Source organism: Streptomyces lasalocidi, assembly GCF_005280215.1.
GTDB lineage: Bacteria > Actinomycetota > Actinomycetes > Streptomycetales > Streptomycetaceae > Streptomyces > Streptomyces longwoodensis.
This window is the reverse complement of sequence record NZ_SZNQ01000001.1, coordinates 5452407-5477853: the sequence shown is the minus strand read 5'-3', so window position 1 is coordinate 5477853 and position 25447 is coordinate 5452407. Positions and strand designations below refer to the sequence as shown.

General features: G+C 72.6%; 21 protein-coding genes. 3 read left to right on the top strand and 18 right to left on the bottom strand.

Annotated elements, in window-relative coordinates; all coding sequences use genetic code 11:
* Positions 1-26: 26 nt before the first annotated feature.
* From E4U91_RS24780 to nsdA, 4 genes are all read right to left on the bottom strand, one after another.
* Positions 27-2543, bottom strand: a complete 2517-nt coding sequence (locus tag E4U91_RS24780; protein ID WP_137308873.1) for a [protein-PII] uridylyltransferase — start codon at positions 2541-2543, stop codon at positions 27-29.
* A gap of 26 nt (positions 2544-2569) precedes the next feature.
* Positions 2570-2908 carry a P-II family nitrogen regulator gene (locus tag E4U91_RS24775; protein ID WP_039656487.1) on the bottom strand — a complete coding sequence of 113 codons (339 nt, stop codon included), beginning with the start codon at positions 2906-2908 and terminating at the stop codon, positions 2570-2572.
* The gene (locus E4U91_RS24770; protein WP_137308872.1) at positions 2905-4254 is read right to left on the bottom strand and encodes an ammonium transporter; all 1350 of its coding nucleotides are present in this window, start codon (positions 4252-4254) and stop codon (positions 2905-2907) included. Before E4U91_RS24770 ends, E4U91_RS24775 begins: the two co-directional genes overlap by 4 nt.
* A gap of 322 nt (positions 4255-4576) precedes the next feature.
* Positions 4577-6064 carry a transcriptional repressor NsdA gene (nsdA, locus tag E4U91_RS24765; RefSeq protein WP_137308871.1) on the bottom strand — a complete coding sequence of 496 codons (1488 nt, stop codon included), beginning with the start codon at positions 6062-6064 and terminating at the stop codon, positions 4577-4579.
* A gap of 447 nt (positions 6065-6511) precedes the next feature.
* On the opposite strand from nsdA, the gene E4U91_RS24760 reads away from it, so the two are divergent.
* Positions 6512-7168 carry a bifunctional DNA primase/polymerase gene (locus E4U91_RS24760; RefSeq protein ID WP_137308870.1) on the top strand — a complete coding sequence of 219 codons (657 nt, stop codon included), beginning with the start codon at positions 6512-6514 and terminating at the stop codon, positions 7166-7168.
* A 196-nt stretch (positions 7169-7364) separates the two neighbouring features.
* Here the strand turns inward: E4U91_RS24760 and ftsY are convergent, their stop codons facing one another.
* The 5 genes from ftsY to E4U91_RS24735 form a co-directional block, all read right to left on the bottom strand.
* Positions 7365-8573 (bottom strand): signal recognition particle-docking protein FtsY, encoded by a 1209-nt coding sequence (gene ftsY / locus E4U91_RS24755; RefSeq protein ID WP_137308869.1) that lies wholly within the window; start codon positions 8571-8573, stop codon positions 7365-7367.
* Positions 8574-8739: 166 nt separating this feature from the next.
* Positions 8740-10158 carry a sugar porter family MFS transporter gene (locus tag E4U91_RS24750; protein WP_137308868.1) on the bottom strand — a complete coding sequence of 473 codons (1419 nt, stop codon included), beginning with the start codon at positions 10156-10158 and terminating at the stop codon, positions 8740-8742.
* A gap of 262 nt (positions 10159-10420) precedes the next feature.
* Positions 10421-13987, bottom strand: a complete 3567-nt coding sequence (gene smc / locus E4U91_RS24745; protein WP_137308867.1) for a chromosome segregation protein SMC — start codon at positions 13985-13987, stop codon at positions 10421-10423.
* A gap of 272 nt (positions 13988-14259) precedes the next feature.
* Positions 14260-14463 carry a hypothetical protein gene (locus tag E4U91_RS24740; protein WP_067239026.1) on the bottom strand — a complete coding sequence of 68 codons (204 nt, stop codon included), beginning with the start codon at positions 14461-14463 and terminating at the stop codon, positions 14260-14262.
* 376 nt (positions 14464-14839) lie between these two features.
* Positions 14840-15121, bottom strand: coding sequence for an acylphosphatase (locus tag E4U91_RS24735; RefSeq protein WP_137308866.1), 282 nt, complete (start codon positions 15119-15121; stop codon positions 14840-14842).
* Between the two features lie 193 nt (positions 15122-15314).
* Here E4U91_RS24735 and E4U91_RS24730 point away from each other — a divergent pair, with 193 nt between their 5' ends.
* Positions 15315-16514, top strand: coding sequence for a CAP domain-containing protein (locus tag E4U91_RS24730; RefSeq protein WP_137308865.1), 1200 nt, complete (start codon positions 15315-15317; stop codon positions 16512-16514).
* A 291-nt stretch (positions 16515-16805) separates the two neighbouring features.
* Here the strand turns inward: E4U91_RS24730 and E4U91_RS24725 are convergent, their stop codons facing one another.
* Positions 16806-17390, bottom strand: a complete 585-nt coding sequence (locus tag E4U91_RS24725) for a flavodoxin family protein (protein WP_137308864.1) — start codon at positions 17388-17390, stop codon at positions 16806-16808.
* A gap of 104 nt (positions 17391-17494) precedes the next feature.
* On the opposite strand from E4U91_RS24725, the gene E4U91_RS24720 reads away from it, so the two are divergent.
* A complete protein-coding gene (locus E4U91_RS24720) occupies positions 17495-17896 on the top strand; it encodes a winged helix-turn-helix transcriptional regulator (RefSeq protein ID WP_137308863.1) in 402 nt (133 codons plus the stop codon).
* On the opposite strand, the gene mutM is transcribed toward E4U91_RS24720, so the two are convergent.
* The 8 genes from mutM to recG all read right to left on the bottom strand — a co-directional run bounded on the left by mutM (position 17869) and on the right by recG (position 25343).
* The gene (gene mutM / locus E4U91_RS24715; protein ID WP_137308862.1) at positions 17869-18729 is read right to left on the bottom strand and encodes a bifunctional DNA-formamidopyrimidine glycosylase/DNA-(apurinic or apyrimidinic site) lyase; all 861 of its coding nucleotides are present in this window, start codon (positions 18727-18729) and stop codon (positions 17869-17871) included. The two genes, E4U91_RS24720 and mutM, sit on opposite strands and share 28 nt — an antisense overlap.
* A gap of 125 nt (positions 18730-18854) precedes the next feature.
* A complete protein-coding gene (gene rnc / locus E4U91_RS24710) occupies positions 18855-19691 on the bottom strand; it encodes a ribonuclease III (protein WP_137308861.1) in 837 nt (278 codons plus the stop codon).
* Positions 19692-19710: 19 nt separating this feature from the next.
* A complete protein-coding gene (gene rpmF / locus E4U91_RS24705; protein ID WP_003951102.1) occupies positions 19711-19884 on the bottom strand; it encodes a 50S ribosomal protein L32 in 174 nt (57 codons plus the stop codon).
* 2 nt (positions 19885-19886) lie between these two features.
* Positions 19887-20534 carry a YceD family protein gene (locus E4U91_RS24700; protein WP_137310984.1) on the bottom strand — a complete coding sequence of 216 codons (648 nt, stop codon included), beginning with the start codon at positions 20532-20534 and terminating at the stop codon, positions 19887-19889.
* Between the two features lie 190 nt (positions 20535-20724).
* Positions 20725-21798 (bottom strand): ATP synthase F0 subunit B, encoded by a 1074-nt coding sequence (locus E4U91_RS24695; RefSeq protein WP_137308860.1) that lies wholly within the window; start codon positions 21796-21798, stop codon positions 20725-20727.
* A 58-nt stretch (positions 21799-21856) separates the two neighbouring features.
* Positions 21857-22366, bottom strand: coding sequence for a pantetheine-phosphate adenylyltransferase (gene coaD, locus E4U91_RS24690; RefSeq protein ID WP_137308859.1), 510 nt, complete (start codon positions 22364-22366; stop codon positions 21857-21859).
* Complete coding sequence (gene rsmD, locus E4U91_RS24685) at positions 22363-23010, bottom strand: 16S rRNA (guanine(966)-N(2))-methyltransferase RsmD (protein WP_277755368.1); 648 nt, start codon at positions 23008-23010, stop codon at positions 22363-22365. Before rsmD ends, coaD begins: the two co-directional genes overlap by 4 nt.
* Before the next feature lie 107 nt (positions 23011-23117).
* Entirely contained in the window at positions 23118-25343 is a 2226-nt protein-coding gene (recG, locus tag E4U91_RS24680; protein ID WP_137308857.1) for an ATP-dependent DNA helicase RecG, read from the bottom strand.
* Positions 25344-25447 lie beyond the last annotated feature (104 nt).

Here is a 25447-nt window from a genome sequence, read left to right as displayed (position 1 = left end):
CCGGAGCCGCTTCCCCGCCGCGGATTTCAGCCCCGCAGGGTCTCCTCCAGCTTGCGCGCCACGGCCACCGCCTCCTCCCCCGGCAGCGGGTCCCCCTCGGGTCCCGTGACGTAGAAGGCGTCGACGGCGTTGGCGCCCAGCGTGCTGACGTGGGCGCTGCGCATCCGCACCCCGGCGTCCTCCAGCGCGCGGCCGATGCGGAACAGCAGGCCCGGCGCGTCCTGGGCGCGTACCTCGATCACCGTGGCGTGCCGGGAGGCGGCCGGGTGGACCGTGACCCGCGGCGGGGGCGCGACCACGCCCCGGCGGCGCGGGTAGGCCGCGTCGCGCTCCGCGAGGCGGGCGGCGATGTCCAGCGAGCCGTCCAGGGCGCGCACCAGGTCCGCGCGCAGCCGGGCGGCCTGTGGCAGGGAGCCGTACTCGGCGGCGACCCGCCAGTCGAGCAGCAGCACCGACCCCTCGACCCCGTCGGGCAGCTCCAGCGCCCGCAGCTCGGCCGTGCGCACGGTCAGCCGGTGCACGGCCAGCACCCCGGCCACCGCGGGCAGCACACCCGGCTGGTCGGGTACGGCGATGAGCAGCTCGACGCCCAGCGGCTCGGGCCCGTCCGGCGCCTCGGCGGTGTCCCCCGCGGGCGGCTCGGTCTGGGCCCGCAGGGCGAGCACGGGTCCGCCGGTGGCGACGGACTCCAGGGCGAGGCGCTCCTGCTCCGCGGTGACCACGGCGGCCGCGGTGGCCGGGGCGTCCTCGGGCACGTCCCCGGCGAGCACCGCCGAGACCCGCCGGACCAGGTCGGCGACGAGCGAGCCCCGCCAGGACGACCAGGCGGCCGGACCGGTGGCGAGCGCGTCGGCCTCGGTCAGCGCGTGCAGCAGCTCCAGCGTCGACTGGGTGCCCACGGCCCGGGCGACCAGGGCCACGGTGGCCGGGTCGTCCAGGTCGCGCCGGGTGGCCGTCTCGACGAGCAGCAGGTGGTGGCGGACGAGGGCGGCCAGCACGGCGCTGTCGGCGCGGTCGAAGCCGATGCGGGCGGCGACGTCCTGGGCGATGATCTCCCCGGCCACGGAGTGGTCGCCTGGCCACCCCTTGCCGATGTCGTGCAGCAGCGCGGCGACCAGCAGCAGGTCGGGACGGCTGACCCGGCGGGTGAACTCGGAGGCGCGGACGGCCGTCTCGATGAGGTGCCGGTCGACCGTCCACACGTGCACGGCGTTGCGCTGCGGACGGCAGCGCACCCGCTCCCAGTCCGGCAGCAGCCGGCTGACCAGCCCCTCCGCCTCCAGCGCCTCCCACACCTCGACGGTCGGGCGGCCCGAGCCGAGCAGGGTGACCAGCTGCTCGCGTGCCTCGGCGGGCCAGGGCGTGGGCAGCGGGCGGACGGTGGCCGCGAGGCGCCGCACGGCGTGCAGGGACAGCGGGAGGCCGGCCTGGGCGGCGGCGGCCGCGGCGCGCAGCGGGAGCACCGGGTCGCGTTCGGGTCGGGCGGCGCGGGCGAGCACCGCCTCGCCCTCCTGCTCCACGACCCCCTCGGCCAGCGGAGAGCGCTCGGTGACCGGTTTGCCGCCGCCGAGCGCCCTCCCGTCGCCCGCCACCGCCCTTCTGAGGAAGTCGCTTCGCTCCCTTGCCAGTTTGCGCAGCCTGGGCCGCACCGAGCGGGACCGCAGCACGCGGCTCACCTCGCGCCAGGTGACGTCGCTGGCGTAGGAAATGAGCCGGGCGGCCTCGTAGACCTGGCGCAGCAGGGTGTCCGCGTCGAGCAGGCCCAGCTCGGCGGCGACCTGGTCCTGCTCCTGGAGCGCCAGCCGGTCGGTGGCGCGGCCGGTGGCCAGGTGCAGCGCGTCGCGCACGTCCAGGAGGCGGCGCCGGGCGTCGTCGAGTCCCTCGCGCGGGGCGTCGGCCAGCCAGGAGGCGGCGACGGCGCGCAGGGCGGTGGCGTCCCGCAGCCCGCCGCGGGCCTCCTTCAGGTCGGGCTCCAGGAGGTACTGCAGCTCGCCCTGGCGCTCGGCGCGCTCGGCGCACAGCTCCTGCAGTTCGGGCAGCCGCCGGGGGGCCTGGTTGCGCCAGTCGGCGAGCACCGTGGTGCGCAGCGCGGCCGTCAGTCCGAGGTCACCGGCGAGGTGGCGGGCGTCCAGCAGGCCCAGCTGGACCTTGAGGTCCTCGCCGGCCGTCCTGCGGGCCTCGGCCGGTGTGCGGACGGAGTGGTCGAGGGCGAGGCCGAGGTCCCAGACGGGGTACCACAGGCGGTCGGCGAGGGCGGCGACCGCCTCGGGGTCGCTCCCGTCGTGCAGCAGCACCAGGTCGAGGTCGCTGCGGGGGGACAGCTCGCCGCGGCCGTAGCCGCCCACGGCGATCAGGGAGGCGCCGCGCAGTCCCGGGGCGGCCGCGGTGAACAGACCGGCCAGCCAGTCGTCGGTCAGTCCGGAGAGGGCGGCACGGCGCGGCGGCCCGGACCGCGCCCCCTCGGTGAGGAGGCGCAGCCGGGCCGCCGCGTAGCCGCTGGGTCCCGAGTCCTCTGCTTCGTCTCGCACGTCCGTACTCGTCACCCAGTGACTCCTGTTCTTCTCCGCGGTCAGAGCGCGTCCGGGCCGCGCTCGCCGGTGCGGACCCGTACGGCCGTCTCGACCGGCAGGGACCAGACCTTGCCGTCGCCGATCTTGCCGGTGCGGGCCGCCTTGACGACGACCTCGATCAGCTGTTCGGCGTCGTCGTCCTCGGCCAGGACCTCGATGCGGATCTTGGGTACCAGGTCGACCGTGTACTCGGCGCCGCGGTACACCTCGGTGTGTCCCCGCTGACGACCGTAGCCGCTGGCCTCGGTGACCGTCAGGCCGTGGACGCCGAAGGCCTGCAGGGCCTCCTTGATCTCGTCGAGCCGGTGGGGCTTCACGACGGCGGTGATGAGCTTCATGCGTCCACCTTCTTGGCAGCGGTGCCGGCCACCGGGGCGGGGGCGGGGGCGGCGGTCGTGCGGGCGGCGCCACCGCCAGCCCCGCTGAAGTCGTATGCGGTCTCGGCGTGCTCGGCCGAGTCGATGCCGGAGACCTCGTCGTCCTCGGGGACGCGCATCCCGATGGTCCGGTCGAGGAGGAAGGCGAGGACCGCGGAGGCCACCAGGGAGTAGCCGAGGACGGCGAAGACGCCGGCGCACTGCTTCCAGAACTGGTCGAGGCCGCCGCCGTAGAAGAGGCCCTGGGCGTCGGACTGGCCCTTGCCGGTGGCGAAGAAGCCGATCAGCAGGGAGCCGGCGACACCGCCGACCAGGTGGACGCCGACGACGTCGAGGGAGTCGTCGTAGTTGAACCGGTACTTCAGGCCGACGGCCATGGCGCACAGCACACCGGCGATGGCGCCGACGGCGATCGCGCCGAGCGGGGAGACCGCACCGCCGGACGGGGTGATGGCGACCAGGCCGGCGACCGCGCCGGAGGCGGCGCCCAGCGTGGTGAAGGCGCCGTGGCGGATCTTCTCGTAGGCCAGCCAGGCCAGCATGGCGGCGGCGGTGGCGACCTGCGTGTTGACGAACATCAGCGCGCCGACGCCGTCGTCGTTGCCGAGCCAGGACCCGGCGTTGAAGCCGAACCAGCCGAACCACAGCAGCCCGGCGCCGAGCATGACCAGCGGCAGGCTGTGCGGGCGCATCGGGTCCTTCTTGAAGCCGACCCTCCGGCCGATGACCAGGATCACGCCGAGCGCCGCGGCACCGGCGTTGATGTGCACCGCGGTGCCGCCGGCGAAGTCGATCACGCCCAGCTCGAAGGCCCAGCCGCCGGAGCCCCAGACCCAGTGGGCGACCGGGAAGTAGACGATCGTGACCCACAGGGTGATGAACAGGGCCCAGGCGCTGAACTTCACGCGGTCCGCGAGGGCGCCGCTGATCAGGGCCGGCGTGATGATCGCGAACATCAGCTGGAAGACGCAGAAGACGAAGACCGGGATGGTGTAGCCGTCCCAGAGCTGGGTGAGCCCGATGTTGCTGAGGCCGACCCAGTCGGAGTTCCAGCCGATGAGCGAGCCGGAGTCGGCGCCGAAGGCGAGGGAGAAGCCGTAGAGCACCCACAGGACCGTGACGATCCCGAGGCTGATGAAGCTCATCATCAGCATGTTGAGGGTGGACTTGACGCGGACCATGCCTCCGTAGAAGAAGGCCAGGCCCGGGGTCATGAGCATCACCAGGGCGGAACAGATGAGCATGAAGCCTGTGTTCGCGGACGACAGCGTCGGTGCGTCCGCCGCAAGCGTGATGGCTGGTGCCATCGGCGTCTCCTCGTCGTAGGTACGGCCCCGTGCGGGCGAAGCCTGAGCGGAATGAGGGGTGGGCCGGTTCTGCGCCATGAGATTCGCGCAGCGCCGTTTCGGCGGGAGCCCCTCGTTGTTTCGCCGGGGTGACGAAGGCGTCCTGCGTGTTACGCGTGGGTGAAGTGCCCGATGCGCGGCGGGGCGATCGTTATCGTGGCGCAACCTGCCGCGGGGGAAAGGAACCGGCCGCGGGCGGCCTTCCGATGACCTGGCATGGGGGAGCCGAGTCGGGCTGTTCGGGAGGGCCGGCCGCGGCCGGGGCTGGGGGGCGGTGCGGTGGTCAGACCGCCTCGGCGGTCTCGGGCAGTTCGACGGCGAGCCGGTCGGTGAGGTCGACGATCTCGCTGAGGTCGCCGAAGTCCCGGACGGCGGTGTCCACGGTCTTTCGGATACGGGTGTTGACGCGCTCGGAACGGACCTTCTTGGCGATGCCCATGGCCTCCACCGCGTACGCCGTGGACTGCTCGGGCTCACCGCGCAGCAGGTGCACGGTCGCCATGCCGATGAGGTTGAGCGCGTACGACCGCTGGTGCTCGCCGTCCTTGGCGAAGAGGTCGACCGCGCGCCGCATCAGCGGCTCGGCGAGGGAGGCGTAGGCGGGGCTGCGGCCGGCCACGTAGGCCAGGTCGCGGAAGGAGTGGCTGTTCTCGCCGTACAGCTCGGCCTCGGAGAAGAAGCGGATCCAGTCGGGGTCCGGCTCGTCCCACTCCTCCGCGTCGGCGAAGGTGTCCTCGGCCATCCGCACGGCCCGCTTGCACCGGCCGGGCTGACCCATGTTGGCGTAGGCGCGGGCCTCCATCGCATACAGCATCGACTGGGTGCGCGGGCTCGCGCAGTCCCGGCTGCCGTACTGCGCGAGGTGGATGAGCTCCAGGGCGTCGTCGGGCCGGCCGAGGTGGATCATCTGGCGGCTCATGCTGGACAGGACGTACGAGCCGAGGGGGCGGTCGCCGGCCTCCTTGGCCGCGTGCAGTGCGAGGACGAAGTACTTCTGCGCGGTGGGCTGGAGCCCCACGTCGTAGCTCATCCAGCCCGCCAGCTCGGCCAGTTCGGCGGCGACCTTGAACAACTTCCGGGCGGTGGCCTCGGGCTGGGGCTCCTGCAGCAGGTCGGTGACCTCGTGGAGCTGGCCGACGACGGCCTTGCGGCGCAGTCCGCCGCCGCACTGGGCGTCCCACTGCCGGAACATCACGGTGGTGGACTCCAGCAGTTCCAGCTCCGGCTTGGACAGCCGGCCGCGGGCGCGGCTGGTCGGCAGGGACTCCTCGCTCTCCTGGCGCGGGCCGGACGGGCTGGGCACGAGCCAGCGCTGGAGGGGTTCGATCAGGGACGGGCCGGCCGCCAGGGTCAGCGACGTCCCGAGGAAGCCGCGCCGCGCCAGCATCAGGTCGCTGCGCGAGAACTCGCTGAGCAGCGCCACCGTCTGGGGACCCGTCCAGGGCAGGTCGACGCCGGTCGCGGAGGGCAGCTGCCGGGTGGCGCGCAGCCCGAGGTCCTCGACGGAGACGACACAGCCGAACCGCTCGGAGAACAGCTCGGACAGGATCCTGGGGATGGGCTCGCGGGGGTTCTCGCCGTCCAGCCAGCGGCGGACCCGCGAGGTGTCCGTGGAGATGTGGTTGGCGCCCAACTGGCGGGCACGGCGGTTGACTTGGCGGGCGAGCTCGCCCTTGGACCAGCCGCTGCGCACGAACCACGACGTGAGGAGCTCGTTGGGGCGCTTGTCGGCGCTCGCAGCGTTCGTCCCGCTTCCGCCGTTGCCGCTCACTGGAACGCCCCCATTCCTGAGACCACTTGTCGCTGAGTGCGCCAAGCCCTATCAGAATGCCGGTCCTTGGGGTCCTCCGTCCGGCGGTTCTCACCCATCGAACGGAAAGCCGACTTGCCCCCGGCATACCCACGAGTGCATGTGCCCTCAGGCCTCGTGCACTCACAGTAGTCCTACGATCACGCCTCCAGCCATGGCGATCCCGGAAACGCCACCATTCGCCACCCCTTCGAATGAACTCAGGGTGTCGCGTTCGCGATTCACTTGACATAGCCCGGCCAGGAGTGAGCGGAGCGATGCACCGAGGGGCGCGCGTCACGTCGCGTACCACCGCGAGTGCTCCGACGCGCCGCGTCCGGATCCGGCACCGGGACCGGTACAAATACAGAGAGTCACGTTCCGCGTCCGTTACGTAACCACCGGTGCGGCGGACCCGTTGGAGGGGGCATGGGCTTCACGATCGGCGGCATTCGCGAGATCCGCTCCGGCGCGCGCAGGCGCGCCCGTTCGTCCGAGTGCACGGTGGTCGCGGAATACACCGGGCTGTGGGGCTGGGACGTGGTGCCGGGAGCCCGGGCCGCGGCGGGCGCCTGTTCCTGCGGCCGTCCCGACTGCGGCGCGCCCGGCGCACACCCGCTGGACTTCGCCCCCACGCTCGCGGCGGGCGCCACCCTCGACGACGCGGCGAAGGCCTGGTCGGAGTTCCCGGGCGCCTCGGTGATGCTGCCCGTGGGGCGCGCGTTCGACGTGATCGAGGTGGCCGAGGCGGCCGGGCGCCGGGCGCTGGTCCGGCTGGAGCGGATGGGCCTGCCGCTCGGCCCGGTCGTCGGCACGCCCGAGGGCCGCGCGCAGTTCCTCGTCGCCCCGGGCGCCGCCGCCGAACTGACGGGCCTGCTCTACCGCATGGGCTGGGACGACCCGTCCTCCCTCGACCTGCGCGGCCTCGGCCCGGGCACGGCGATCACGGCGCCGCCCTCCGACCGCGGGGGCGCGGGCCCGGTCCACTGGCTGCGCCCGCCCGAGCTGGACACGGCCACCCGGCCTCCGGCGGCCCGGCTCCTGCTGGGCACGCTCGCGTACGTGGCACACCGGTCGCGGGCGTAACCCGACGGCCCCCTCCCCCGCGTCCGGCCCGCGCCCGCCGTCACCGGCTCACCGGTCCTCCGGTCCCCGGTCCCCGGTCAGGGCACAGAGCGAAGCGCCCGTTCCCCAACTGCACCTTGGGGAGCGGGCGCTTCTTCGCGAGCGGAGCCGCCGACGGACCGAAGTGGGCGGCCGGGGCGGCGGCGGGCGGCGGTGCTCAGTCGCCGATCAGGGCGTCGACGAACGCCGCGGGCTCGAACGGGGCCAGGTCGTCCGCGCCCTCGCCGAGGCCGATCAGCTTGACCGGGACGCCCAGCTCGCGCTGGACCGCGACGACGATGCCGCCCTTGGCGGTGCCGTCCAGCTTGGTCAGCACGATGCCGGTGATGTCGACCACCTCGGCGAAGACCCGCGCCTGGACCAGGCCGTTCTGCCCGGTGGTGGCGTCCAGGACCAGCAGGACCTCGTCGAGCGGGGCGTGCTTCTCGACGACGCGCTTGACCTTGCCGAGCTCGTCCATGAGCCCGGTCTTGGTGTGCAGCCGGCCGGCGGTGTCGATGAGGACCACGTCGACCCCCATCTCCTTGCCCTCCTTCACCGCGTCGAAGGCGACGGAGGCGGGGTCCCCGGCCTCGGGTCCGCGCACGGTGTAGGCGCCCACCCGCTCGCCCCAGGTCTGGAGCTGGTCGGCGGCGGCGGCCCGGAAGGTGTCGGCGGCGCCCAGGACGACCGTACGGCCGTCGGCGACGAGCACGCGCGCCAGCTTGCCGGTGGTGGTGGTCTTGCCGGTGCCGTTGACGCCGACGACCATCACGATGCCGGGCTTGCGGTCGGCCGGCTCGGTCTTCACGGTGCGGTCCAGGTCGGGGCCGACCAGGGTGATGAGCTCCTCGCGCAGCAGGGCGCGCAGCTCCTCGGGGGTGCGGGTGCCGAGCACCCGGACGCGCTCGCGCAGGCGCTCCACCAGCTCCTGGGTGGGCAGCACGCCGACGTCGGCGGTCAGCAGCGTGTCCTCGATCTCCTCCCAGGTGTCCTCGTCCAGGTGCTCGCGCGAGAGCAGCGTGAGCAGGCCCTTGCCGAGGGCGTTCTGCGAGCGGGACAGACGGGCGCGGAGCCGGACCAGACGGCCGGCGGTGGGCTCCGGGATCTCGATGACCGGGGCCTCGACGACGGGCGGTTCCTCGACCGCCGTCCCGGTGGCGGCGCCGCCACCGGGGAGATCCACCTCCTCGATCGTGCGGCGCGGTTCGTCGCGCGGCGTCTCGGCCTCGTCGCCGACGTGCGGCTCGGCCGGGGGCGCGGTGATGTCGGGGGCGGTGGGCGGCGGCGGGGGCAGCGGCTTCTTGCGGCGACTGCCGACGACGAGCCCGCCGAGCGCGCCGATCACGACCACGGCGATGACTACAGCAAGGATGACGATGTCCATAACCCGTCCAGTATGCGCGACCCCTGTCGCCCGGACCCGCCGCCCGCGCACCGTGTGTACGACACCGCCGCCCCCGGTCCCGGCGGGGCCGGGGCGGGGGCGGCGGACGGTACGAGGAGAGGGGCAGCGGGGACTTGGCCCGTCTCCTCGAGCTCGTGCGGGCGGGTCAGCCCATCTCCTCCAGCGCCTTGCCCTTCGTCTCCTTGACGAACTTCAGGACGAACGGGATGGAGAGCGCCGCGAACACCGTGTAGATCACGTAGGTGCCGGACAGGTTCCAGTCGGCCAGCGACGGGAAGCTCGCGGTGATGGCCCAGTTGGCGATCCACTGCGCGGCGGCGGCGACGCCGAGCGCGGCGGCGCGGATCCGGTTCGGGAACATCTCGCCGAGGAACACCCAGACGACGACACCCCACGACAGGGCGAAGAAGAGGACGAAGATGTGGGCGGCGATCAGGGCGACCCAGCCCTGGGTGGCCGGGAGCTTGCCGTCGACGAGGTCGTAGGAGAACGCCCAGGCCTCCAGGCCGAGGCCGATCACCATGCCGACGGAGCCGATGAGGGCCAACGGCTTGCGGCCGACGCGGTCCACGAAGATCATCGCGATCACGGTGCCGACGATGTTGATGATCGACGTCGTGAAGGAGTAGAAGAACGAGTCCGTCGGGTCGACGCCGACCGACTGCCACAGCGTCGAGGAGTAGTAGAACGCGACGTTGATGCCGACGAACTGCTGGAAGACCGACAGGCCGATGCCGACCCAGACGATCGGCTTGAAGAAGAAGGAGCCGCCGAGCAGGTCCTTGAAGGTCGACTTGTGCTCGCTCTTCATGGCGTGCTCGATCTCGGCGACCCGGGCGTCGAAGTCGACGTCCTTGCTCTCGACCTCCGCGAGGATCTCGCGGGCGCGCTCGCGCTTGCCGACGGAGATGAGGAAGCGGGGGGACTCCGGGATGGCGAAGGAGAGCAGGCCGTAGAGGACGGCCGGGATCACCATGACGCCGAGCATGACCTGCCAGGCCTCCAGGCCCATCAGCTTGCCGCGCTGGTCGCCGCCGGCGGCGTTGAGCAGGCCCCAGTTGACCAGCTGGGAAATGGCGATGCCGACCACGATCGCGGCCTGCTGGAAGGAGCCGAGCCGCCCGCGGTAGGCGGGCGGGGCGACCTCGGCGATGTAGGCCGGGCCGATCACGGAGGCCATGCCGATGGCGAAGCCGCCCACGATGCGCCAGAAGGCGAGGTCCCACAGCGCGAAGGGCAGCGCCGAGCCGACGGCGCTGATGGTGAACAGCACGGCGGCTATCTGCATGCAGCGGATGCGGCCGATGCGGTCCGCGATCCGGCCGGCGGTGGCCGCGCCGATGGCACAGCCGATCAGCGCGATGGCGATGACCTGGGCCAGGGCCGCGGAGCCCACGTCGTAGCGGTCCCGGATGGCCTCGACGGCGCCGTTGATGACGGAGCTGTCGTAGCCGAAGAGGAAACCGCCCATGGCGGCCGCCGCCGCGATGAAGATGACATGCCCGAGATGATCGGGATGAGCCGTTCTGGCTCCTGGCTGAGGTGCCTGCGCAGTGCTGGTCACGTGTTCTCCTCGGGCCGCGGCAACGCTGCCGCTGGGGGGCGAGCCCTTCCAGGTGATACCTGAAGGTAAAAGTAACGTTGCAGAGCCTATGCCTTCATGTCTCGAAGTCAAGAGACCCTGAATGTGAGGTAACAGGCACCGGAAGAAGCCGCTGTGTTCAATTCTTGAATGATTGAAGGAGGCGGGCCCTGGCGGAGGCGGACCGCACGGGTCCGGACCGGGTCCCGACAGTGACCAAGTGCCCGGGATGGGCGGCGGCTAACTAACGGAGCCGCTGGCTGATGACCTTCGAGACGCCGTCGCCCTGCATCGACACGCCGTACAGCGCGTCGGCGACCTCCATGGTCCGCTTCTGGTGGGTGATCACGATCAGCTGCGAGGACTCCTGGAGCTCCTGCATGATCCGGATCAGCCGCTGGAGGTTGGTGTCGTCGAGGGCGGCCTCGACCTCGTCCATCACGTAGAACGGGCTGGGCCGGGCCTTGAAGATCGACACCAGCAGCGCGACCGCGGTCAGCGACCGCTCGCCGCCGGAGAGCAGGCTCAGCCGCTTGACCTTCTTGCCCGGCGGACGGGCCTCGACGTCCACGCCGGTGGTGAGCATGTTGTCCGGGTCGGTCAGCACCAGCCGGCCCTCGCCGCCGGGGAACAGCCGGCTGAACACGCCCTCGAACTCGCGGGCGGTGTCCCGGTAGGCCTCGGTGAAGACCTGCTCGACGCGCTCGTCGACCTCCTTCACCACCTGGAGCAGGTCGGCGCGCGTCTTCTTCAGGTCCTCCAGCTGCTCGCTGAGGAACTGGTGGCGCTCCTCCAGCGCCGCGAACTCCTCCAGCGCCAGCGGGTTGACCTTGCCCAGCTGCTGGTACGCCCGCTCGGCGGCGCGCAGCCGCTTCTCCTGCTCGGCCCGCACGAAGGGGCGGGGCTGGTTGCGGGGGTGCTCGGGGTCCTCGGGCAGCTCCTCGCCCTCGGCGGGCGGCGACGGCGGCACCGGCTGGTGCGGGCCGTACTCGGAGACCAGTCCGGCGGGCTCGACGCCCAGCTCCTCCAGGGCCCTGGTCTCCAGCTGCTCGATACGCAGCCGCTTCTCGGCGCCCAGCACCTCACCGCGGTGGACCGAGTCGGTGAGCTTGTCGAGCTCGGCCTTCAGGTCCCGGCCCGCGGTGCGGGCGGCGGCCAGCTCCTGCTCGCGGCGCGCCTTGGCGGCCTCGGCGGCGGTCCGCTCGCGCTCGGCGCGGGCCAGGGACACCTCCACGTGCGCGAGGAGCTGCCGGGCACCGGAGGCGACGGCCCCGGCGACGGCCGCCTCGTGGCGCAGCCGCGCCCGGCGCTGCTCGGCACGCGCGCGTGCCTCGCGTTCGGTGCGGGCGGCCCGGTCGAGGGAGTCGGCGCGGCCGGCCAGCCCCTTGACGCGTTCCTCGTGCGTACGGACCTGAAGGCGGGCCTCCATCTCGGTCTGGCGGGCGTTGGCGCCGTCGGCGGCGAGCCGGTCGCGCACCGAGGTGTCGGGCTCCTCCTCGACCGGCATCTCCTCGGCCACGGCCAGCCGTTCGGCCAGTTCCTCGACCTCTTCCAGCGCCCTGTCCAGCGCATCCTGCGCGCGTGCGGCGGCGGCCGCGGACCGCTCGGCCTCACCGGCGGCCCCCCGCGCCTGCCCGGCGAGCCGGCCGAGCTGCTGGGCGACGGCGGACTTCTCCCGGTCGGCGGCCCGGCGCCGCTCCCCCAGCTCCTCCACGAGCGCGGCGGCCTCCCGGCGCCGTTCGGCCGCGGCGAGCTGGGCGGTGGTCAGCTCCTCGCACCGCACGGCCAGCTCGTCCAGCTCGGCCGCGGCCTCGTCGACGGACGCCTGCACCTCCAGCAGGCTCGGCGCCCCCGCGGACCCGCCGTGCGCGAAGTGCGCCCCGAGCAGATCACCCTCGGCGGTCACGGCGGTCAGGTCCGGCCGCGCGTGGACGAGGTCCTCGGCGTCCTCGAGGGTGCCGACGACGACGATCCCGCGCAGCAGGCGCCGTACGGCGGGCATCAGCTCGGCGGGGCCGCGCACGAGAGCGGCGGCCGGCCGGGCGCCGTCGGGCACGTGCTCCGCCGGGCCGGTCCGCCCCGGTTCCTCCGGGGCGCCGGTCAGCAGGAGGCTCGCCCGTCCCGCGTCCTCCTTGCGCAGGAGGCGGATGGCCTCGGCGGCCGCGCCCGGGCTCGTCACGGCGAGGGCGTCGGCGGCCGCGCCGAAGGCGGCCGCCAGGGCGGCCTCGTGCCCGGGGGTCACGGTCAGCAGCTCCGCGGCCGGGCCCAGCAGTCCGCTGAGGCGGTCCCGGGCGCCGAGCAGCGCGCCGGAGCCGTCCTTGCGCCGCAGGCCCAGGGCCAGTGCCTCGTGCCGGGCCTGGGTCGCCGCGCGCCTGCGTTCGGCCGCCGTGACCGCCTCGCGGGCGGCCGTCTGCGCGGCCTCGGCCTCGGCCAGCCGCCGCTTGGCGTCCTCGTGGCGCTCGGCCAGTTCCGCGTCGCCCGCGTCGAGGCCGTCGACCTCGGCCTGCAGCGCCTCGTACTCCTCTTGGGCGCGGACGGCACGGTCCTGCGCCTCGTCCCGGGCGGCGGCCAGCCGCTCGATCTCGGCCTGCGCGGAGGCGGCGCGGGAGCGGGCGGCGTTGACCTGGCCGCCGAGGCGGGCCAGCCCTTCGCGGCGGTCGGCGAGGGCACGGGCCGCGTCCTTCAGGCGCCGTTCCTCGGCGGCCAGCGCGCCCTCCAGCTCGGCGCGGTGGGCGACCGTGTCGTCCAGGGCCCGCTGGGCCGCCTCCAGGGCGGCCTCCAGCTCGGCCTCCTGCTCCCGGACACGGGCGGCCTCGCGCTCCATGTCCTCGGGGTCACGGCCGCGCCGTTCCTCGGGCGGGGCGGAGGTGGCGCTCTTCACGCGCGCGTCGGCCAGCGAGATCGTGCCGCGCACCCGCTCGGCCAGCTGGGACAGCTCGTACCAGGTCTGCTGGGCGCGCTGCAGCCGGGGCGCCAGCCGGCGCACCTCGTCCTCCAGCAGCGCCTCGCGCTGGAGCGCCTTGCGCAGCTCCAGCTCGGCGGCCTCCTTGCGCTCCTTGAGCGCGGCCTCGTCGGCCACCTCGACCTGCAGCGCATCGCGCAGCCGTACGAGGTCGTCGGCGAGCAGGCGCAGGCGGGCGTCGCGCAGGTCGGCCTGAATGACGGCCGCCCGGCGGGCCACCGCGGCCTGGCGGCCCAGCGGCTTGAGCTGGCGGCGCAGCTCGTCGGTGAGGTCCTGCACGCGCGCGAGGTTGGCCTGCATCGCGTCCAGCTTGCGCAGCGCCTTCTCCTTGCGGCGGCGGTGCTTGAGGACGCCGGCCGCCTCCTCGATGAAGGCCCGGCGGCCCATGGGGTCGGCGTGCAGGACGGAGTCGAGCTGGCCCTGGCCGACGATGACGTGCATCTCGCGGCCGATGCCGGAGTCGGAGAGCAGCTCCTGGATGTCCAGCAGGCGGCAGGTGTCGCCGTTGATCTGGTACTCGCTGCCGCCGTTGCGGAACATGATCCGCGTGATGGTGACCTCGGCGTACTCGATGGGCAGCGCACCGTCGGAGTTGTCGATGGTCAGGGACACCTCGGCGCGGCCCAGCGGGGGGCGGCCGGTGGTGCCGGCGAAGATGACGTCCTCCATCTTGCCGCCGCGCAGCGACTTGGCGCCCTGCTCGCCCATGACCCAGCTGAGCGCGTCCACGACGTTGGACTTGCCCGAGCCGTTGGGGCCGACGACGCAGGTGATCCCCGGCTCGAACCGGAGCGTGGTCGCCGATGCGAACGACTTGAAGCCGCGGAGGGTCAGGGCCTTGAGGTGCACGCCGCCGGACTCTACCTCCCGGGGGTGTCTCACTCCATGAACCCGCGGTTTCACGCGTGAACGCGCAGGGCACACCCTTCGTTAACGAAGCTGAAGGGTGTGTGGAGCAGCGAAGTCCGGCGGGGGTGCGGCGGACGGCTCGAGGCGGAGGACGGGGGCAGAAAGAAGGGACGCCGAAGCGTCCCTTGCAACTCTGACAACGAAGCGGTCCGACGCGGTTGATGACGGACATCCCAACCGCTGCGCATGCTGTTGTGGAGCGGGTGCAGCGATCAGGTGAGCGCAGGCTCCGCCTGGTGTGCGTCGATGCTCTGCACGATCCTGTCGTGAGAAGCGGCAGCCTGCAGGGCGTCCTTCTCCGCCTGGATCCGTCCGAGCTCGGATTCCAGGTCCTGGACTCGCTGCTGCAGCCGTCGCATCTCGGCGAGGAGTCGAGGGTCGGAGCCGCCGACGTAACCGAGAAGCGCCTTTGCCATGATGGATGGTCCTCCACAATGAGTGACCGACCGAAGCGGTATGGGTCGTGAGGGATATGCACCCGCGATGCCTGGCAGGATGCTGCTGCTGCCGTTCATCCATGCCAAACAGCTGGGTGCGCGGGGTGCTTTCAGGTTCTCACCAAAAAGTTTGACGGTCAACACGATCACACCCCGTATTGGCGGGCGACCCGGCGTGCGCGGCCTGGAACGGCGGCGAGACGATTGCTGCGGGCCCCTCGGGGCGTGGCGATCATCCTGGCGTGCACGGCCCGGCGGCGCAAGCCTCTCTCGGCACTCACCTGCTCCTTTTCCCGGAGCCGGCCGTGCGCGGAGGGTGTCCGGACGCCGACGGGGCGCGGACCCGGCGGGCGGCTCAGCGCATGGCGAACCCGTCGTAGCCGCCGCGGGGTGTGTCCCAGATCTCGGTGACGCCGTCCACGCGCCCGGGCGTGTCGTCACCCTGGAGCCAGGCCAGCAGGCCTTCGCAGCCCTCGCGCGGCCCCTCGGCGACCACTTGGACGCGGCCGTCGGCCAGATTGAGAGCAAAGCCACTCAGCCCGCCGATCTCCAGCGCCTTCGCCCGCGTGAACCAGCGGAAACCCACCCCTTGGACCCGTCCCCGCACCCAGGCGACCAGCCGTACGTCCTCGCTCATGGCTGCAACCTAACCGGCCGATGTCACGCGCGACACATCCTCCCCGCGCGTCATGCGGTACCGTCCCCACCCAATGAATCTCATATGAAACTCACTCGATCGAGTGGGTCTGGTCGGCCACGAGGAGTCATTGACCGGATGCGTCACTGACCGAGGGGCTCGGGTCGCCAGCAGGGACGAGGAAGGCCAGGACATGGGACGCCACCGACGCTCCGACGCCGGCCGCGCCGCCACGGGCCGCGCCACGGGGGTCACACAGCCGAAGGGCCCGTTCACGCGGGGTCACTCCCGAGGGGACTCGTACGGGAGCGAGGGGCCCACGCTGGGCATCGCGCCCTACCTGAACCCGGAGGCGTACGCCGAGGAATACGCCAAGAGCCACGACTACCTGTACGCCATGGACGACGCCCGTGGCGGCGAGGGGTACGGCGACGACGGCCCGCGGACCGCGGTGTTCTCGAGCGACGGGTTCGGCGGCGCTGACGGCGGTCACGCGACCGGCGGCCACGACGACGGCTTCACCCCCGACCGCGGGGCCGGACGCGGGCACCGCCGCCGGAAGCGGGCCGCGACGCCGGTGAAGACGGGTCTGCTCGGCGTGTCCGCCGCGGTGGCCCTCGGCACGGTGGCGGTGGCCACCGGTGTGGTGCCGGGCCTGGAGAACTACCAGCTCGGCGGGGGCACCAGCACCGGGGACAAGGTCCAGGCGGGCGGCGCGCCCACCAACTCGGCCTCCGAGCAGGGCGGCACGTCCGGCGCCGCCACCGAGAGCCGCGACTCCACCCCGACCAGCCGTGGCGGCACGGGCCGCTCGGTGTCGCCGTCCGCCTCGGCGCCCGCGTCGGCGCCGGCCTCGCCCTCGGCGTCGCCGTCCGTCTCGCCCACCCGGACGGCGCCCGCGAAGCCGTCGGCGACGCCGTCCACGAAGGAGCCGGCACCGTCGGCGAAGACCCCGTCGCGGCGGGCGGTCCCGAAGGCTCCGCAGCGCACCAGCGCCCCGGTCACCGTCTCGGCCGAGGCGCAGGCCGCGGCCCAGGTGCTGAACCTCGTCAACGAGGAGCGGGCCAAGGTCGGGTGCAGCCCGGTCGCCGCGAACAGCGCGCTGGCCGACCTCGCGGCGCGGTTCAGCGACGACATGGCCGCGCGCGGCTTCTTCGACCACACCGACCCCGACGGCAAGACCCCCTGGGACCGCGCGGCGGCGGCCGGGATATCCGACCTGGGCGGCGAGAACATAGCGCGCGGCCAGGCCGACGCGGCCGCCGTGATGGAGGCCTGGATGAACAGCCCCGGCCACCGCGCCAACATACTGAACTGCGACTTCAAGACGCTCGGAGTGGGCGTCCACATGGGCCCGGGCGGCCCGTGGTGGACCCAGGACTTCGGCTACTGAGACGCCGGTCCCACGACGTGGACGCCTGACCCGAGCACCGGGGATCAGGCGTCCGTCGTGTCTTCGGCGTTCCACGTTCGGGGAGGTCACCCACAGGTCGAGGCCCTGGTCACCTCGTCGAGCGGCTCGTCGGCGTCCGGCAGGAAGCAGATGTCGTACCCGTCCCTGCGGACCCGGTAGAACGGGCCGTCCCACATGCGCGCCCCCCGTCGTTGCGGCCGCCCGCCCGGCGTGGTGCGGCGACCCCGACGGACCGTACCGGCCTGCGGCCGCCCTCGCGACGGGGTTTCCCTAGGCTGCCGCCGCCCCCGAGCGGAAGGCGGCCGCGGTGCGGGCGACCCGGTGGCCCAGGTGTTCCGCCGTGGCGACGTCGGCCTTGTGGACGGCCTCCGGGCCCTCGTCGACGTTGGTCTGGGCGGCGGCGCCGGCGAAGACGCCGAGGCGGTTGAGGTCGTTCTCGGAGCCCTCGCTGCTGTTCCAGCCGGGGTGCAGGCCGAGGTTCACCCAGTGCATGCCGTGCTGGGCGGCGAGGATCTGGAAGAACTGCAGCGTGTGCAGCTTGTCGCCGCTCTTGGAACCGGAATTGGTGAAGCCGGCCGCCAGCTTGTCCTTCCAGTCCTGGCCGGACCAGCGCTTGGCGGTCGCCTCGGCGAAGACGTGGAAGGCGCCGGACGCGGTGCCCATGTAGGTCGGGGAGCCGAACACGATCGCGTCGGAGGCGTCCAGCAGCGTCCACTGCTCCTCGGTGATCTCGTCGACCTTGATCAGGTGCACCTCGGCGCCCGCCTCGACGGCGCCGGCCCGCACGGCCTCGGCGAGGACGGCGGTGTGGCCGTAGCCGGAGTGGTAGGCGATGGAGACGACAGGGATCGTCATGGGAAAGCTCCTCAGCGCAGGTCGAAGGCGATGACGAAAGGTAAGCACTAACTTTTGGAAAGTGCAACCTGTCGGTTAGCGCTGCTTTCGCGTACGCTGGGGCCATGGACGGCATTCAGGAGCGCACGGCGGAGCAGGACCTCCCCTACAACGTGTTCGCCAAGGCCTGCCCCTCGCGCGGCACGCTGGAGCACGTCACGGGCCGCTGGGGCGGGCTCACCCTCGGCGCGCTGCACGAAGGCCCGCTGCGCTTCAACGAGCTGCGCCGCCGGGTCGACGGCGTGAGCGAGAAGATGCTGTCCCAGACGCTGCACGCGCTGGAACGCGACGGGCTGGTGCACCGCGAGGCCCAGCCCACCAACCCGCCCCGCGTGGACTACGAGCTGACGCCCCTCGGCCGCGACGTCGCCGAGCGGCTGCTGTCGCTCATCCACTTCGTCGAGGGCCGGATGGACGACGTCCTCGCCGCCCGCGAGCACTACGACACGGCGCGCGGCGCCCTCTGACACGTCGGACAGAAGTAGCTCGACCGGTTCATCCACGGCCGCCGGCGCATCGGCGTACCGCACCGCTTGCACGGCAGCCCCTCGCGCCCGTAGGCGTCCAGGGACCGGTCGAAGTAGCCCGACTCGCCGTTGACGTTGACGTAGAGGCTGTCGAAGCTGGTGCCGCCCACGGCGAGCGCCGCCCCCATGACCTCCCGGACGTGGCCGAGGAGTTCGGCGGTGCGCGGGCGGGTGAGGGTCGCGGTGGGGCGGTCGTAGTGCAGGCGGGAGCGCCACAGCGCCTCGTCCGCGTAGATGTTGCCGACGCCGCTGATCAGTGACTGGTCCAGCAGGGCCCGCTTGATGGTGGTGCGCTTGCGGCGCAGCGCCCGGTGGAACGCCTCGTCGTCGAAGAGCGGGTCCAGGGGGTCGCGGGCGATGTGCGCGATGACGTCGGGCAGTCCGTCGGGCGTGGTGTCGTGCAGCGACAGCCCGCCGAAGGTGCGCTGGTCGACGAAGCGCAGCTCGGTGCCCTGCTCGTCGGCGAAGCGGACCCGGATGCGCAGGTGCTTCTCGTCGGGCGCCGTGTGCGGCTGGACCAGCAGCTGACCGCTCATCCCCAGGTGCGCGAGGACCGCCTGGGGCGTGTCCTCCAGCGGCAGCCACAGGTACTTGCCGCGTCGGCTGGGCGTGCCGACGCGGTGGCCCGCGAGGCGGTGCGTGAAGTCGTCGGCGCCGAGCACGTGGCGCCGTACGGCACGCGGGTGCAGCACCTCGGCCGCGGCGACGGTCCGGTGGGCGACCCACCGCTCCAGCCCCCGCCGTACGACCTCGACCTCGGGCAACTCGGGCATGGGATCCCCCGTGGACTACCGGTGTACGAGCCGGGCGTCCCGCATCCGGCGGAGGGCCGGGGGCGGGACGCCCGGTTCGCTGCTGACGTGCTGTGTGCTGCTGGTACTGCTGTGTGCCGCTGTGGTCAGGCGGAGGCCGGAGCCTCGTCCGTGGTGTCGGCCGTGTCGGCGCCGTCGGTGTCGTGGACGGGTTCCGCCGTCCTCGCCGCCTCCGCCGCCTTGGCGCGTTCGTCCGCGGCCGCGCGGATGGCCCGCCAGGCGGACTCCGCGGCCTGCTGCTCCGCCTCCTTCTTGCTGCGGCCGGTGCCGGTGCCGTACGAGACGCCTCCGACGCGGGCGGCAGCAGTGAAGGTCTTCTCGTGGTCGGGGCCGGTCTCCGTGACCAGGTACTCGGGCACGCCGAGCCCCTCGGTCGCGGTGAGCTCCTGGAGACTGGTCTTCCAGTCCAGGCCGGCACCGAGGTTGGAGGACTTCTCGATCAACGGGTCGAACAGGCGGTGCACCAGTTCGGAGGCCGCGTCGAGGCCCTGGTCGAGGTAGACCGCGCCGATCACCGCTTCAAGGGTGTCGGCGAGGATGGATGCCTTGTCCCGTCCGCCCGTGCCTTCTTCACCGCGGCCGAGCCGGATGAAGGACCCCAGGTCGAGTCCGCGACCGACCTCCGCCAGCGCACGCGAGTTGACCACCGCGGCCCGCAGCTTGGCCAGCTGGCCCTCGGGCAGGTCGGGGTGGGTGCGGTACAGCGTGTCCGTGACGACGAGGCCGAGCACGGAGTCCCCGAGGAACTCCAGCCGCTCGTTCGTCGGCAGGCCGCCGTTCTCGTACGCGTAGGAACGGTGGGTCAGCGCTCGCACCAGAAGGGCGGACTCGACGTGGTAGCCGAGCCGCCCTTCCAGAAGCGTGTGGGACGAGGCCGTGTCCGCCTTCTTCCTGGCGACTGATTCCGCCTTGGCGTCAGACATGAAGCCTCTCACCAGCCGCTCAGACCTCGAGGACCTGGCGCTTGTTGTAGGTGCCGCACGACGGGCACGCGATGTGCTGCTGCTTGGGCTCGTGGCAGCGCTCGCACGCGACCAGGGTGGGGACCGCAGCCTTCCACTGCGACCGGCGGTGGCGCGTGTTGCTGCGCGACATCTTCCGCTTCGGAACAGCCACGGCTACTTCTCCTGCTTCTCGTCGACGCGCGCTGATCGAGTCGCGTCGCCGCTCATCTCGTCCTTCTCGCCGTCCGACATGGTGCCGGCGAGTCCCTGCAAAGCCGCCCAACGGATGTCGACGGCGTCGTGGTGGTGGTCCGGGTCGTCCGCGAGCCGCTCTCCGCACTCGGAGCACAGACCCGGGCAGTCTTCCTGGCACACCGGCTGCATCGGCAGTGCGAGCACCACCGCATCACGCAGCACAGGCTCGAGGTCGAAGAGTCCGTCCTCGAGGTGGAACCTGTCCTCGTCGTCCTCGGCGTCGTCGCCCGGTTCCGCGATCACACGGCCCCGGTCATCGGCGTCAGGGTACGAGAACAGTTCCTGGAAGTCCGCTTCCACGTCCAGCTGAAGCGGCTCCAGACACCTTACGCACTCCCCCTCGGCCCGTGCACGGGCGGTGCCTGTGACGAGCACCCCTTCCATGACCGACTCGAGGCGCAGGTCGAGCTCCACCGGGGTGCCTTCCGGCACTCCGACGACGCCCTGGATACCGAGGTCCCTGGGGGCGTCGACCGTACGGGTCAGGCGCTGCAGCGCACCAGGACGCCGCCCCAGCTCGTGCGTGTCGAACACGAGGGGGTTGCGGTGGTCGAGGCGGGCGTTCAGGGCCGTTCCTGCTTTCGTGTGCGGAGCTGGGGGACGCTGCCCGGCGTGTACGGGGGCAGCGCGGATCGCGAAGGTGGGCGCGACCGAAGAGCCAGGATACTGGAGCTTTCCCCCAGGACCCAATCCGGTGCCCCGGACACCCTCCCCCATGGCCCCCGCACCCGGCCCCGGGGGCCCCGCACCCCGTCCGCTACTGGCCGCGGCCCTGCTCGTAGGCGCGCAGCTGCTCGGCGCTGATCATGCCGGTGTCGAACAGGCTGGTCTCGTCGAGCGCGTACGACTGCTGCGCCTGCTCCGGCTGCTGTCCCTGCTGCTGGTGCTGCTGACCCTGCTGCTGGTGCTGGTGGTCGTAGGCGGGGTGCTGGGGGTCGTAGCCCTGGTAGGCGTACGGATCGGCCTGCTGGTAGCCGTAGGGGTCCTGCTGGCCGGCGTAGGTCTGCTGCTGCGGGTAGCCGTAGGGGTCCGGCTGCTGCTGGTAGGCGTACGCGCCCTGCTGGTCGTACGACGGCTGCTGGGCCTGCTGCTGCTCGGCCGGGGCGTCCCGCTCCGCGAGGGCGGCCAGGTCGGCGAGGTAGTCGGCGTCCGAGGAGTGCTGGTAGGTCGTGGTGTCGTCGGCGAGGGCGCCGAGGTCGTCGGTGGCGATCCGGCCGTGCAGCTTCTGCCGGCCGCGGCCCACCGCGTCCAGGGTCTTGGCGAGGACCGCCTCGAAGGCGCCCAGCTTGGTGTCCACGTACGCGTCGGCGTCGCGGCGCAGGGTCTCGGGGTCGTGGCTGCGCTCGGGGGCGTCCTCGTCCTCGTAGCCGTTCTCGTCGGTGCCCGGGCCGGTGCCGAGGAGCTTCTCGCGGCCGCGGCCGACCGAGCCGAGCGTCTTGGTGAGGACGACCTCGAAGTTGGCGAGCTTGGAGTCGACGTATTCGTCGGCCTCGGCGCGGATCTCCTCGGCCTCTTGGCGGGCCTCGGTGAGGATCCGGTCGGCCTCGGCCTGGGAGCGGCGGGCGACCTCGGTGTCGGAGATCAGCGAGCCGCGCTCGGCGTGCGCGTGGGAGATGATCCGCTCGGCCTCCTGGCGGGCCTCTTCGACCATCTGCTCGCGGTCGCCGATCAGTTCCCGGGCCTGGGCGAGGGAGTCGGGCAGCGCCGCGCGCACCTCCTCCAGCAGGGAGAGGAGTTCGGCGCGGTTGACCACGCACGAGGCCGACATCGGCATCGACCGGGCGCTGGAGACCGCCGCCACGATCTCGTCGAGCTTCTTCTGTACGTCCACCGGGTGCTCGCCACTCTCTACAGCTGTGATGGAGACGGACGGGACGACTGTAGCCCCATCAGTCCGCGCGCAGGCGCTCGTTGAGGGCGGTCAGGACGGCCGGCGGGACCAGGTGGGAGACGTCGCCGCCCCAGGTCGCGACCTCCTTGACCAGCGAGGAGGACAGGAAGCTGTACGTGGGGTTGGTGGGCACGAACAGGGTTTCGACGCCGGAGAGGCCGTTGTTCATCTGGGCCATCTGGAGCTCGTAGTCGAAGTCGCTGACCGCCCGCAGGCCCTTGACGATGGCGGGGATGTCCCGCTCCTTGCAGTAGTCGACGAGGAGGCCGTGGAAGGACTCCACGATCACGTTGCCGTACTCGGCGGTGACCTCGCGTATCAGGCCGATCCGCTCGTCGATCTCGAACAGGCCCTTCTTGGACTTGTTGATCATGACCGCGACGTACACCTCGTCGTAGAGGCGTGAGGCGCGGGAGATGATGTCGAGGTGACCGTTGGTGATCGGGTCGAACGATCCGGGACAGACGGCGCGGCGCACTGGAGTTCCCTCGCTCTCGGGTCCGGTCATCGTGCGTCTTCGCACGGGGAGGCGGCGCGACCGTACCAAAACGTTCCCTCGCCGTAGCGACGGGACCGGAGTGCCGCGAAGCCGTCCGGCCAGCGGAATTCGCCACCTCTGGTGCTGCGCTCCACGGTGACGAGCGCGTCGGCCGTGAGCCAGCCTTCCGAGCGGAGTGTGAGGAGGATCTCCCGAAGATCGTCATCGGTGACGGCGTACGGGGGATCGAGGAAGACCAGGTCGTACGGTGCGGCAGGGGGCGCCGCACGGATGACCTGCTCGGCCTTGCCGGCGCGGACCTCGGCGCCGGGCAGGCCCAGCGCGCGCACGTTCTCCCGCACGGTGCGGGCGGCGCGGGCGTCGGCCTCCACGAGCAGGGTGTGGCCCGCGCCCCGGGACAGCGCCTCCAGGCCGACGGCGCCGGAGCCGGCGTACAGGTCGAGGACGCGCTCGCCGTCCAGGGGGCCGCCCAGCAGGGACTGCCAGGTGGAGAAGAGACCCTCGCGCGCGCGGTCGGAGGTGGGACGGGTGCCGTTGCCCGGGGGGACGGCCAGTCGACGGCCGCCGGCGGCGCCGGCGATCACGCGGGTCATCTTGCTTCCTCGGTGGTGGGCGGCCGGGGGTTCCCTGCCTGGGTCAGCTGTGGGTTCCAGTGTGGCCGGTGGCGCGGTGGCCCGCGTCCCCGGGGAGGTCGGGAGGTGCGGCCCTTGGCCCCTCCCCGCCCCCTGTCCGGCCTTCCTCCCCCCTTCTCACCTTCTCCTCACCCCTTTTCGAGGTACTGCTCCCTCTCCTCGTCCAGGAGGGCGTCCAGCGCGGTGCGCAGGCCGGGGAGACCGGTCAGGTCCGGGTCGGCCGCCACCAGGGCCGTCGCCTCCTGGCGGGCCTCCGCGATGATCTCCTCGTCCTCGATGACCTCCAGCACCCGCAGGGAGGAACGGGCGCCGGACTGGGCCTGGCCGAGGACGTCGCCCTCGCGGCGCTGTTCCAGGTCGATGCGGGACAGCTCGAAGCCGTCGAGGGTGGCGGCGACCGCGTTCAGCCGCTGGCGGGCCGGGCTCGCCTCCGGCATCTCGGTGACGAGGAGGCACACGCCGGGGGCCGCGCCACGGCCGACGCGGCCGCGCAGCTGGTGCAGCTGGGAGACGCCGAAGCGGTCGGCGTCCATGATCACCATGGCGGTGGCGTTCGGGACGTTGACGCCGACCTCGATGACGGTGGTGGCGACCAGCACGTCGGCGTCGCCCGCGGCGAAGCGGCGCATGACGGCGTCCTTGTCGTCGGGTGCCATCCGCCCGTGCAGCACCTCGACGCGCAGGCCCTGCAGCGGGCCCTTGGCGAGCTGGTCGGCGACGTCCAGGACGGCCAGCGGGGGCCGCTTGTCGGCGTCGTCCTGCGCCGGTGTGCGCTTGCCGGTGCCCTCCTCCTCGTCGCCGATGCGGGGGCACACCACGTACGCCTGGTAACCGGCCGCCACCTCCTCGCGCACCCGCTCCCAGGCGCGGGCCAGGAAGTGGGGCTTGTCGGCGGCGGGGACGACGTGGCTGGCGATGGGCGAGCGGCCGGCCGGGAGCTGGTCCAGGACCGAGGTCTCCAGGTCGCCGAAGACCGTCATGGCGACGGTGCGCGGGATGGGCGTGGCCGTCATGACGAGCAGGTGCGGGGGCTGTTTGCCCTTGCCGCGCAGGGCGTCGCGCTGCTCGACGCCGAAGCGGTGCTGTTCGTCCACGACGACCAGCCCCAGGTCGTGGAACTGCACCTTGTCCTCGATCAGCGCGTGCGTGCCGATGACGATGCCGGCCTCGCCGGTGACGAGGTCCAGCAGGGCCTGGCGGCGCGCGGCCGCGCCCATCGAGCCGGTGAGCAGCACTACCTTGGTGGCGTGCTCGGACCCGCCGAGCATCCCGCCCTCCGCGAGCTCGCCCATCATCTCGGTGACGGACCGGTGGTGCTGCTGGGCCAGGACCTCGGTGGGCGCGAGCAGGGCGGCCTGCCCGCCGGCGTCGACCACGGCGAGCATGGCCCGCAGGGCCACCATGGTCTTGCCGCTGCCGACCTCGCCCTGCAGCAGCCGGTGCATCGGGTGCTCGGTGGCCAGGTCGTCGAAGATTTCCCGGGAGACCCGCTGCTGACCCTCGGTGAGGGTGAAGGGCAGCCGGTCGTCGAACGTGGTGAGCAGGCCGTCGGGGCGGGGGACGCGCGGGGCGGCGGGGAGCTGGGCGTCGGTGTGCCGGCGGCGGGCCAGGGCGACCTGGAGGACGAACGCCTCGTCCCACTTCAGGCGGGCGCGGGCGTCGGCGACGTCGGCCTTGGTCTGCGGGCGGTGGATCTTGACCAGGGCCTCCGGCAGGGAGACCAGGCCGCGGCCCTCGCGCAGCGCGTCCGGCAGCGGGTCGAGTGCCTCCTGCACGCCGGGCAGCACCGTCTGCACGGCTTTGCCGATCTTCCAGGACTCCAGCTTGGCGGTGGCCGGGTAGAGCGGGATCAGGGCGCCCGCCCAGCTCTCCACCGTCTCCCCCGTCTCCCCCTGCTCCCCCGGCTCGTCGGGGTCGCCGCGCAGCAGCTCGTAGGCGGGGTGGGCGAGTTGCAGGCGGCGGTTGAAGACGGAGACCTTGCCGGCGAACATCGCGCGGGTGCCGGGCAGGAGATCCTTGTGCGGCTTGTGCACGCCGTTGCCGAAGAAGACCAGCTGGACGCGGCCGCTGCCGTCCGTGATGGTGACCTCCAGGCGCTGCCCCTTGCCGCGGGGTGCCCGGGCGGAGGCGAAGGTGTGCAGGCGGGCGTCGGCCACCTGGGCGACCACGGTGACGTGCTCGTCCATGGGCAGGTCGGCGAGGTGGGTGAGCTGGCCGCGCTCCTCGTACCGGCGCGGGTAGTGGTGGAGGAGGTCGCCGACGGTGTGCAGGCCGAGGTGCTCGGCCATCACCTTCGCGGTGGCGGCGCCGAGCACGTTCTTCAGGGGTCGTTCCAGTGCGGGCACGAGATCCATTGCACACCACCGCACTGACATCGCCGTATACGTGTGTCGAAACCCCTGGTCAGGCGCGTCGCTCGGGAATTAGGATGACGCGCTCCGGCCATCCCCCGCGGTCA

Coding starts and splice junctions, on each gene's coding strand:
- E4U91_RS24775 (WP_039656487.1), bottom strand. CDS start 2,908: ATGAAGCTCATCACCGCCGTCGTGAAGCCCCACCGGCTCGACGAGATC.
- E4U91_RS24770 (WP_137308872.1), bottom strand. CDS start 4,254: ATGGCACCAGCCATCACGCTTGCGGCGGACGCACCGACGCTGTCGTCC.
- E4U91_RS24760 (WP_137308870.1), top strand. CDS start 6,512: ATGGGCTTCACGATCGGCGGCATTCGCGAGATCCGCTCCGGCGCGCGC.
- ftsY (WP_137308869.1), bottom strand. CDS start 8,573: ATGGACATCGTCATCCTTGCTGTAGTCATCGCCGTGGTCGTGATCGGC.
- E4U91_RS24740 (WP_067239026.1), bottom strand. CDS start 14,463: ATGGCAAAGGCGCTTCTCGGTTACGTCGGCGGCTCCGACCCTCGACTC.
- E4U91_RS24735 (WP_137308866.1), bottom strand. CDS start 15,121: ATGAGCGAGGACGTACGGCTGGTCGCCTGGGTGCGGGGACGGGTCCAA.
- E4U91_RS24730 (WP_137308865.1), top strand. CDS start 15,315: ATGGGACGCCACCGACGCTCCGACGCCGGCCGCGCCGCCACGGGCCGC.
- E4U91_RS24725 (WP_137308864.1), bottom strand. CDS start 17,390: ATGACGATCCCTGTCGTCTCCATCGCCTACCACTCCGGCTACGGCCAC.
- E4U91_RS24720 (WP_137308863.1), top strand. CDS start 17,495: ATGGACGGCATTCAGGAGCGCACGGCGGAGCAGGACCTCCCCTACAAC.
- mutM (WP_137308862.1), bottom strand. CDS start 18,729: ATGCCCGAGTTGCCCGAGGTCGAGGTCGTACGGCGGGGGCTGGAGCGG.
- rnc (WP_137308861.1), bottom strand. CDS start 19,691: ATGTCTGACGCCAAGGCGGAATCAGTCGCCAGGAAGAAGGCGGACACG.
- coaD (WP_137308859.1), bottom strand. CDS start 22,366: ATGACCGGACCCGAGAGCGAGGGAACTCCAGTGCGCCGCGCCGTCTGT.
- recG (WP_137308857.1), bottom strand. CDS start 25,343: ATGGATCTCGTGCCCGCACTGGAACGACCCCTGAAGAACGTGCTCGGC.